This window comes from SAR324 cluster bacterium, assembly GCA_029245725.1.
In the GTDB taxonomy this organism is placed as follows: Bacteria; SAR324; SAR324; order SAR324; family NAC60-12; genus JCVI-SCAAA005.
Genome location: JAQWOT010000254.1, coordinates 1 through 9,505, shown reverse-complemented (window position 1 = coordinate 9,505; position 9,505 = coordinate 1). Strand labels below are relative to the sequence as shown.

Genomic DNA, 9,505 nt, shown 5'->3' with positions numbered 1-9,505 from the left:
AAGGAGACTCCCATGGATTTGACGACCGTCTACTGCAATCTTGACGATTTCTACTGCAATTTCAATTTTGAGGCGCCACAAGATCTGCTTCTTGGGCCTCGTCGTGTTCGCCAACGCTGCACAAGCCTGAGCCCAAGTGAGCTTATGACCATTCTTGTCATGTTTCATCAATCTCAAGGCTACCGCAACTTCAAGGGTTACTATACCGAACAGGTCCTCGGGCGCTGGCATCTCGAGCTTCCCGATGCTCCCAGCTACACTCGTGTGGTCCAGTTTCTTCCTCGGGTCCTTTGGACCTTGGCTCACTACCTGGGAAGTCACCGTGGTGAAGTGAGCGGGATCAGCTTTGACGACTCAACTCCACTCAAGGTGTGTCACAATGCCCACATTCACTCCCACAAGGTCTTCCAGGGCTTGGCCCAGAGAGGAAAAAGCTCAGCGGGCTGGTTCTTTGGCTTTAAACTGCACCTGATCATCAATGATCACAGCGACCTGCTTGGGGTTGGCCTCACACCAGGAAATGTGGATGATCGTTTGCCCGTGCCTGAGATGGCCAATGGGCTCTTTGGCAAGCTCTTTGGGAATCGAGGCTACATCTCCCAAGTGCTCCGCAACACCCTCAAGCAGCAAGGCGTAGAACTCATCACCAAGCTACGCAAGAAGATGAAACCCAAGCTGTTGAGCCTGATGGATAAAATCCTTCTCAGGAAGAGGGCCTTGATTGAAACCGTCAATGACCAGCTCAAAAACGTCTGCCAGATTGAGCACTCCAGACACCGAAGCCCCATCAACGCATTCGTCCACCTGATCGCTGGGTTGGTCGCCTACACTTGGCAGGAAAAACGTCCGGCACTCTCATGGACTCGAGAGGAACAGGAAATTCTCAACGCCCACAAGCAACTCGTCTGCGCCTAGGGCTTATCCAAAACTCACGTTATTTACTTATCATCTACTTTAAATCTTGTAGCTTGAAGAAATTGGATTGGATTGGTTTCATTAGACCATTCATGGTAGCAGGCCACTACAGTACCATCTAGAGTTTGTGCAACTGTTGGATAGGAAATATGCTGAAAAACTCCAGGATGATTATAGTTGATATCCCCACCACTTTGAAAAAGACCTGCACCAGAACCTAGACTTGAAGATGGTCTGTCTTCAAATACCTTTCCAGGAACACCACCTTCACGAATCACAAATTCATTTTTGATGTCCCATGTTAAACCGTCTTCTGATATGACCCCTCGGGTACCATAGGGAGGTCTTCTGTAACCATATACCATAAGGTATCTACCGTCTTGAAGATGAATCAAATCAAATGGATAACCCCAAATATTAGTAAATTTAGGGGGTGTCCACGAGAACCCATCATCTTCTGAGATTACAAAAGCCATGTTTTTGGCGTCCTGACTTGGATTAATGTGTGTTCTCAGAAAGCAGACCAATTTTCCATCTTTGAGTCGGAGTAATGCAGGCTCCTCATAATCGATGATACTGGCAGGATCATAAGCCAATGTAGAATAATAGTCCCAGTTGTCACCCCCGTCATCAGATCTCATCAAAGCAGACCGGGTTGTTTCACCCTCACCATACTCTTCATATCCTCGAATCCGTCCGTACAAACCCATCAATATTCCGCCATCAGGTAACTGCCAGCAACCATTCCTAACACCACCGTGCTTGAGTGGTCTAACATTTACAGGAATTGGATCACACCAAGTTTGACCTCCATCCTTGGATTTTACAACGAATGTTCCAAGCCAACCAAGAGTTCTGTAGGTCCATGTCCAATCTCCCCATTCTTTTGTAAGTGGTCCAGCTGCCCAAGAGGGTTGCTCAGGTTTCATTCCTCTTTTGAAAAAACCGCAGATATTAAAATTGATCAATAAAGTTCCATCATGAAGTTCACAAATTCCACAATCCCAACTACCAGTTGTTTGTGTCCAAGGAACGACTACTTTGGGTTTAGACCATGTTTTACCCCCATCTTTTGAAACTGTTGAAACAGTTTGACCAGTATCATGATGAAATGGATATCGTTCTTCATTAAAAACAGCAAATAAATCACCGTTTTTTAAACATCGTACCTGAACTTGATTAGCACAAGTACTAGGATATTTAACCATTTCATAGTGTTGAATATTATTAATAGACATAAGTTTCTTATATTTATAAATAGTTATTTGCAAATACCTATGTTCTTAATTGAAACATAATTCATTAAACCTGGTAAACCACGTTCTCTGCCAAATCCACTATTCTTAACACCACCATTTGGAGCTTGTAGGCCTCCGATGAACCATCCGTTAATCCATACAGATCCAAAGTCAAGTTCATCTTTAAGAACAAGTGCTTTTGAAAGATCACGTGTATAAACACCGGCTACTAATCCAGTATCTAAGCAATTGGCAAGATTTACAGCCTCCTTAGTTGTATTAAATTTATAAGAAATTGCAACAGGACCAAAAACTTCTTCTTTAGCCAAGGAAAGACTGTCATCAACATTATTGAAAAGAGTAGGTTCTATAAAATAACCACCCAAACTACCTTGCAATGGATTACCTCCGCAAATAACATCAGCACCACCTTGAATAGCATTACTCATCAAACCAGTAATTTTCTTATACTGATTTTCAGAAACTACAGGACCTAAATCTGGATTTTCTAGTGGGTTACCTATTTTTAAATTTGAGATATGTATTTTAAATTTTGAAATGAATTGATCAAAAATATTATCATGAATAATAAACCGTGATGAAGAAGAGCAAACTTGTCCAGAATTTGAGAAAGCTCCTTTGATAGCGTCATTTACTGCCCTATCAACATCAGCATCATCAAATACAATCATCGGATTTTTGCCACCAAGTTCTAAAACAACTGTCTTAAAGGTATTTGTTGAATTTTTATAAACTTTTCTACCCGTTTCTACAGAGCCAGTGAATGTGATGTGATTAATTAATTTGTTTTCACACATATGAAGTCCAGCTTCTTCTCCATAACCTGTAACTATATTGAAAACGCCTTTGGGAAAACCAGCATCACAAATTAGATCACCCAGAGCAAGAGAGCTTAGAGAAGAATTTTCGTCAGGTTTAAGGACAACCGTACAACCAGCTGCCAAGGCGGGAGCTATTGACCTGAATGCCATTCCCAAAGGGAAATTCCAGGGAACAATGTGACCTGTTACACCAACGGGTTTTAATTCTGTAAAATCAACAAAGTTATTGCCAACTGGTATAACTTTACCTTCTAATTTATCAGCTGCACCAGCATTATAACTGATACAGTCAGCAACAGATTTGATTTCTTCTTCAGATTCTTTAATTGGTCTGCCCATTTCTAAACATTCAATTTTCCCAAGTTCCTTGTAATTATTCCTAATTATCTCGGCAAATCTGAGAAGAAGATTGCCTCTATCTTGTGGGGTGTAATTTCTCCATTCTCCACTAAGAGCTATCTTGGCTGCTTCTGCTGCCAGGCTTACATCTCCAAATTTCCCACGTGGTATCTCACTAATTTTAACAAGATTTGCAGGGTTATAAGTACCAATAAATTCACCTTCATAGGGACCAATCCATTCATTATTAATAAATAATTTATTTTTGTATTCCATAGTTATCCCTTAACACTACCCTGTGATAATCCGGTAATAAAATATTTTTGAAGAAAGAAAAACAGCAGTAAACTTGGAAGTGCAAGACAAGAAACAGCAGCCATTTTAAGTGCATATCCTTCTTGAGTATAAGAGCCAGTCACTGGCGAGAATTGAGCGATTCCAACAGGCAATGTTTTCATATTTTCTTCAAAAGTGACTAATAATGGCCACACAAAATTATTCCAATTCAATGTAAATATTAGTACTGTTGTTGCTATCAGTGGAGCTCTTGCCATAGGAAATGCTATCGAAAAGAATATTCTTAAATGAGAAGCTCCATCCATTTTTGCTGAATCAATCAATTCTTTTGAGAGATTTATAAAAAACTGACGGAAAATATACACGCTGAAGACATTTGCTATTGTCGGAAGAATTAAGGAAATATATGTATTAGCATACCCTGTTTTTATGAATGCCAATAAAAGAGGGACTAAAGCGACTTCTGGGGGTATCATGATTGAGGTTAAGAAAATCAAAAAAATTATTTTATTTCCTGGAAATTTTAAAATTGAAAATGCATAACCAGCCATCGCACCAGAAATGACTGTTAAGGTTGTTGCACATATAGCTTGTATTCCACTGTTTAAAAACCAACGAATTATTGGGAATTCTAACATCCTTACATAATTTCCGAATGTTATTTCTTTAGGTAACCAGATGATTTCCTTTGTTATAACGTTTTCTGGTAATTTTAATGATGTTGATAACATCCATATGAATGGCATGAACCAGATAATGCTTATTATCGTACCAATGCTCCATATAGGAATATTTGAGATTTTCAGTTTATTTAGATTAATTTTATAATTCATTTAATATTTATAATCTTTCTCTTATCGCAAATCTCATTAATACTGTCAAAGTAAGAATGAAAAGAAAAAGAACCATTGATACAGCAGATGAATACCCAAATAGTTGGTTCTCAATTGCTGTTGTATATATGTAAAATATCGGTGATGACGAGGCACCTGCAGGGCCACCAGATGTCATCACTAATATTTGACTAAAAATTCTTAATGTTGCAATTAATTGTAAAGTGATAACCATACTGATTACTGGTCTCATGTATGGGACTACAACAAAAATCAATCTTTGGAATGGATTTGCCCCATCAGTCTTTGAACTGTCAATTAAATCCTTTGGAATGTCTTGTAGGCCTGCCAAAAATAGGATGAATGCTAGACCCAGATCCCACCAGATTGAAGCAATGCTTACACCAATTAATACCCAATTTGTTGATGTCAACCATGGAATATTTTCTATTCCTAAAGCATTTAAATATGTATTTATTAAACCATATTGGGTATCTAGTAACCAAACCCAGATTAATCCGACTACACTTGCAGCAACTGCATAAGGAGAAAAAAAGAATGTTCTTGATAAACCAGATAATACCCATCCATTATTTACAAATAATGCGGCAAAAAATCCTAAAATAGTTACACATGGAACAATTATTAATGCGTACAATATTACATTTTTAAAAGCAATGAATGCATATTTATCTACAAACAAATTTATATAGTTATCAAATCCAATCCAGTCTGGATCTCCAAATATTCCCCACTCATTAAATGATATGTATGCTCCAAATAAAATTGGAAAAATGTTAAATAATAGAAAAGGTATCCCAAATATCGAGATGAAGAAATAACCTACCCAGTCTATTTTTTTTATCATTTTGCTTTTTAATTACCCTTGAAAATATTTAGTATTATTCTTTCATATATGTCTATGTCATATTTCTTATTTAATTACTTTATCTTTGAATGATGAAGTGTGAGCGAAGATTTTTTTTATATAATTACCTATCACCTTGTTCAAGATTCTTTTGGCACTCCTCAATGGAGCAGTGCCAAAATCAATTATCTTATCCTTTATCTAATCCTTTTTGCCATAGTGCTGCCAATTCTTCCATGGCGACCTCAGGTTTTTTTTCTAGAGCCCAAACTGGATCAAGAATTTTCACCATTCCATTTCCACCTGAATATATTGTAAAGTCTCCACCCGCCTTCACTGGAATTTCTCCAATTGTAGCGTTCTCTAATTGATCAATGAATGCACCTCTTTTATCCCAGCCGTAACCTGCTGATTTGTAATCAGAGCGATTTAAAATTGATTTACGTGGTGAGCCTCCCCGACCAACTGTTGTCCATTTGAAACTATTATCTGATAACCATTTTATTGCTTTCATTGTTTCTTCATATCTTCCTTCATCCTTTTGAATGTACATCTCCAGGCTTCCTGCCTCGAAATAGTTCAGATGATTACCTCCTACATTTGGAAACTGATATGTTCTAAAATTCAACCCTTGTTCAACATATCCAGCAAGTGTCCATGGCCCAGTCCAGAAAATCGATCCTTCCCCCTGACCAAATGCCTTATATCTGTCTGTTATATCTCTTGTTGAACATTTATATTTATCAAATAGATTTAGCACCCATTCCATTGCAAGTATTCCAGCTTTTGGATTTTCACAGGCATTTTTCAAATCATCACTTGCTCTCTTAAATCCCATTTGATGTGCCACTATTCCCCAAGTAACATTAGGTTGAACCGATGAACCTGTTTGAATGATTCCTGACCGGCTAACCTTTCCACTTTTATATTTTGTCATTGCCACACCCCACTCTATGAGAGATTTACTATCATTGGGTGGCTCATTAGGATTAAGACCTGCATCAATGACATGATCAATGTTCACTTCTGGGCATAGAGTCATTAAGTCCATTGGAATGCTACAGATTTGATTATCCACTTGAGGATATCTGCATTTGTCTAAAGAATTCGAACTAAAGTCATCTAAATCTAATCCAGTATTCTTAATATATTTGTCCATTGGGATTATTACGCCATCTGCTGCCCATTTTGCTTTTGAACCTGTCCATTGCCAACCGAAGTCGGGAGCTTTTCCTGTTGCTGCTGATGCTAATAATTTTGTATCATATTGTTCATTTGCAACTGTTTCCATTCTGATCTGAACACCCTTGCCTTTGTGTGCTTTGTTGAAATCATCAATACAAGATTTCCATACGGCCGCATCGGATGCACCTAGCCAACTCCAATGTAATATTTCAATATCTTTGCTTCGTGCAATGTAAGGGGCGCTAATGACTGCTGCTGAGGTTAAAACAGTGTTTTTGATAAAAGTTCTACGTGAAGTCTTTTGAACTTTACTTGTTACTTTCATATTTCCTCTATGAGTTTTTAAATCTTGATATATATGTTTCTTTTAAAACTATTACTTCATAAGCATTCTCCATAGTTGGTCATATTAATCTCTCCTAGAATTAAATTCTCTGGGTTGGTACATTTGCATCGTTTAGACAAAGGAAGTAATCTCCACGATTTAGAGTTTTAACGATGCAATGTCCTCACTGCACTCATCCAGACTACATCCTCTTTGGTAAGAATCGAGGGCTCAACGCTACCGCTGCCAAGCTTGTCGACGAACATTTCAGACAATGCGCAGAGGCAAGGACCCAGCCCTCAAAGAACAGGCTCCAAAGCTATACCTTAAAGGATTAGGGTTCAGAGCTATTGGCAGAATCCTCGGGGTGCATCACAAAACGGTTTCTCACTGGCTTGTCCAGGATGCTGGGCAGTTACCAGTCAACTAACTCAAGACGAAGGGCTTCTCATTTCTTGAGGTCGATGAACTCTGCAGCTTTGTCGCTAAAAAAAACCTAAATGCTGGATCTGGGTAGCGCTGGATTCTACTGTTGGCAAAGTGCTTGGCTTTGTCTGTGGTAGTAGATCGATCAAGACGGCTAGAGAGCTTTTCAAGCAATTGAGGGACTTGTCTACCATGGGCTATGGCACAGACTTTCTCAAAACCTATGAACATCTGATCCCCACAGCTTTACATCACCAAGGCAAGACATTCACGACTCAGATCGAATCACTCAATAGTCGACTCAGGCATTACCTGGCCCGATTGCACCGTAGGACGCTGTGTTACAGTAAATCCAAAAAGATGTTAGAAATCTCCTTGAAGTTACTCATCCATAAACTTAACAATGCTTAGGCGCCAACGCCCATTCTTACTACTTTTCATAAGTTTATTATTCACTGAATGAGCTTTGAATATTTATTAAATTTTTTTACTATTCTTTGACTTTAGCTTTTTGAACATGCAAACAGATATGGTTGACAGAGTAGCTCTGGTCACAGGTGGGGCTGGTGGTATCGGTGAGTTCATCTGTGAACGGCTGGCCCAAGCGGGTGGCATCGTACTGATGCTTGATGTGGATGGCAGTAAGGCTGAAGAAACGCTGGGGCGTTTGGGTGAACGACTTGGTGCAGCAGCCCAGCGTATCCAGTTTGTGCTTGGAGATCTGAACGACTTACAGGCGACTGATCAATTGGCTCAGGATCTGGTGAAGCGTCACGGTACGATTGATGTGCTCGTTAACAATGCCTGTATCAATCCATTGGGACCATTAGATGAAGCTGATATTGAAGAGTTCGAGCGGACACAGCGCATCAACAGTCACTCTGGTTTTGTACTAGCCCGTGCAATTGTGCCGAGCATGAAGAAGAAGGGTGCCGGCTGGATCGTTAATATTGCCAGCATCACCTTTAATGGAGGCTGGGGTGATTTTGTGCCTTACGTGCATTCCAAGGGAGCAATTGTCGGCATGACCCGGGCGATGGCCCGTGAACTGGGCCCTTTTAATATTCGTGTGAATGCGATCAGTCCTGGTGCCATTCCTACTGAGTTGGAACGTCAGGTCTGGGCACATAAGCTGGAGGAATATACCAAGTTCATTCTGGATCACCAGAGTCTCAAGCGTCGGATTGAACCGCAGGAAATTGCCCAGACTGTACACTATCTTTGTTGTGAAGCCTCCAGCGGGATTACAGGTCAGAACCTGAGTGTCGATGGCGGGTGGTGGATGCATTGAAACGAGAAAAATCATGAAAATCACTGCACTTGAAACAATCCACAACGTGGAGTTCCCCAACCTTCTCTGGTTGCATGTCCACACGGATGAAGGACTTAGTGGATTGGGAGAAACCTTCTTTGGTGCTCAGGCGGTGGAAGCCTATCTCCATGAAAGTGTCGCGCCTCAACTATTGGGTCAGGATCCCAGTCGAATCGACCATATCGCCCGTAAACTCTATGGTTACCTTGGTTTTCGTGGATCCGGAGTAGAGACCCGGGGCAACTCTGCGATCGACATTGCACTCTGGGATTTGTGGGGCAAACGTACGGCACAGCCAGTCTATCAGTTACTTGGTGGGCTAACGCGTGAGCAGGTTCGTGTCTACAATACCTGTGCAGGTTATCGCTACGTCCGGCAACGGCCTGTACAAACCACAGACAACTGGGGGCTTGATGGTGAAGAAGGTCCCTACGAAGATTTGGACGCCTTCCTCAATCGAGCTGATGAACTGGCGCTGAGCCTATTGCAGCAGGGCATCCAGGCGATGAAGATCTGGCCCTTCGATCATGCTGCTGAAAACAATGGAGGATTGCATATCAGCTCTGCGGAACTGAATCGAGCTCTCGAACCCTTTGAGAAGATCCGCAAGGCTGTTGGTGACAAGATGGACATCATGGTTGAATTCCACTCATTATGGAATCTACCCGCAGCCTGCCGAATTGCTGAAGCCATTAAACCCTTCCAGCCATATTGGATGGAGGATCCAGTCAAGATGGACAGCCTGAGTGTGGTCGGGGAATATCGTCAACGCACTGGATTGCCGGTCACTGCTAGTGAGACCCTGAGCTACCGAACTGGGTACAAGGACCTGCTGGAGGCTAAGGCGGTGGACATCGTGATGCCGGACCTCAGTTGGTGTGGAGGGATTTCAGAAGCGAAGAAGATCGCAACGATGGCCGAAGCA

General features: G+C 41.0%; 9 protein-coding genes. 3 read left to right on the top strand and 6 right to left on the bottom strand.

Annotated elements, in window-relative coordinates; all coding sequences use genetic code 11:
• The first annotated feature begins 12 nt into the window (after positions 1–12).
• Positions 13–915 (top strand): IS982 family transposase, encoded by a 903-nt coding sequence (locus P8O70_14240; GenBank protein MDG2198013.1) that lies wholly within the window; start codon positions 13–15, stop codon positions 913–915.
• 23 nt (positions 916–938) lie between these two features.
• On the opposite strand, the gene P8O70_14235 is transcribed toward P8O70_14240, so the two are convergent.
• From P8O70_14235 to P8O70_14210, 6 genes are all read right to left on the bottom strand, one after another.
• Positions 939–2,186, bottom strand: coding sequence for a sialidase family protein (locus P8O70_14235; protein ID MDG2198012.1), 1,248 nt, complete (start codon positions 2,184–2,186; stop codon positions 939–941).
• Positions 2,177–3,610: an aldehyde dehydrogenase family protein gene (locus P8O70_14230; protein MDG2198011.1), complete on the bottom strand. Its 1,434-nt coding sequence runs from the start codon at positions 3,608–3,610 to the stop codon at positions 2,177–2,179. The genes P8O70_14235 and P8O70_14230 overlap by 10 nt, the downstream gene beginning before the upstream one ends.
• Positions 3,611–3,612: 2 nt before the next feature.
• Complete coding sequence (locus P8O70_14225) at positions 3,613–4,464, bottom strand: carbohydrate ABC transporter permease (GenBank protein MDG2198010.1); 852 nt, start codon at positions 4,462–4,464, stop codon at positions 3,613–3,615.
• A gap of 7 nt (positions 4,465–4,471) precedes the next feature.
• The gene (locus tag P8O70_14220; protein MDG2198009.1) at positions 4,472–5,332 is read right to left on the bottom strand and encodes a sugar ABC transporter permease; all 861 of its coding nucleotides are present in this window, start codon (positions 5,330–5,332) and stop codon (positions 4,472–4,474) included.
• 190 nt (positions 5,333–5,522) lie between these two features.
• Positions 5,523–6,842: an extracellular solute-binding protein gene (locus P8O70_14215; GenBank protein MDG2198008.1), complete on the bottom strand. Its 1,320-nt coding sequence runs from the start codon at positions 6,840–6,842 to the stop codon at positions 5,523–5,525.
• 426 nt (positions 6,843–7,268) lie between these two features.
• Entirely contained in the window at positions 7,269–7,499 is a 231-nt protein-coding gene (locus P8O70_14210; GenBank protein MDG2198007.1) for a hypothetical protein, read from the bottom strand.
• A gap of 298 nt (positions 7,500–7,797) precedes the next feature.
• Between P8O70_14210 and P8O70_14205 the strand changes: the two genes are divergently transcribed.
• Together P8O70_14205 and P8O70_14200 are read left to right on the top strand one after the other, a co-directional pair.
• Positions 7,798–8,559: an SDR family oxidoreductase gene (locus P8O70_14205; GenBank protein ID MDG2198006.1), complete on the top strand. Its 762-nt coding sequence runs from the start codon at positions 7,798–7,800 to the stop codon at positions 8,557–8,559.
• Positions 8,560–8,572: 13 nt separating this feature from the next.
• A partial coding sequence (locus P8O70_14200) for a mandelate racemase/muconate lactonizing enzyme family protein (protein ID MDG2198005.1) occupies positions 8,573–9,505 on the top strand: 933 nt, incomplete at its 3' end.

What these genes read in the sequence shown, in the direction of transcription:
- P8O70_14220 (MDG2198009.1), bottom strand. Translation starts at nt 5,332, where the DNA reads ATGATAAAAAAAATAGACTGGGTAGGTTATTTCTTCATCTCGATATTT.
- P8O70_14240 (MDG2198013.1), top strand. Translation starts at nt 13, where the DNA reads ATGGATTTGACGACCGTCTACTGCAATCTTGACGATTTCTACTGCAAT.
- P8O70_14205 (MDG2198006.1), top strand. Translation starts at nt 7,798, where the DNA reads ATGGTTGACAGAGTAGCTCTGGTCACAGGTGGGGCTGGTGGTATCGGT.
- P8O70_14215 (MDG2198008.1), bottom strand. Translation starts at nt 6,842, where the DNA reads ATGAAAGTAACAAGTAAAGTTCAAAAGACTTCACGTAGAACTTTTATC.
- P8O70_14225 (MDG2198010.1), bottom strand. Translation starts at nt 4,464, where the DNA reads ATGAATTATAAAATTAATCTAAATAAACTGAAAATCTCAAATATTCCT.
- P8O70_14230 (MDG2198011.1), bottom strand. Translation starts at nt 3,610, where the DNA reads ATGGAATACAAAAATAAATTATTTATTAATAATGAATGGATTGGTCCC.
- P8O70_14210 (MDG2198007.1), bottom strand. Translation starts at nt 7,499, where the DNA reads ATGTTCATAGGTTTTGAGAAAGTCTGTGCCATAGCCCATGGTAGACAA.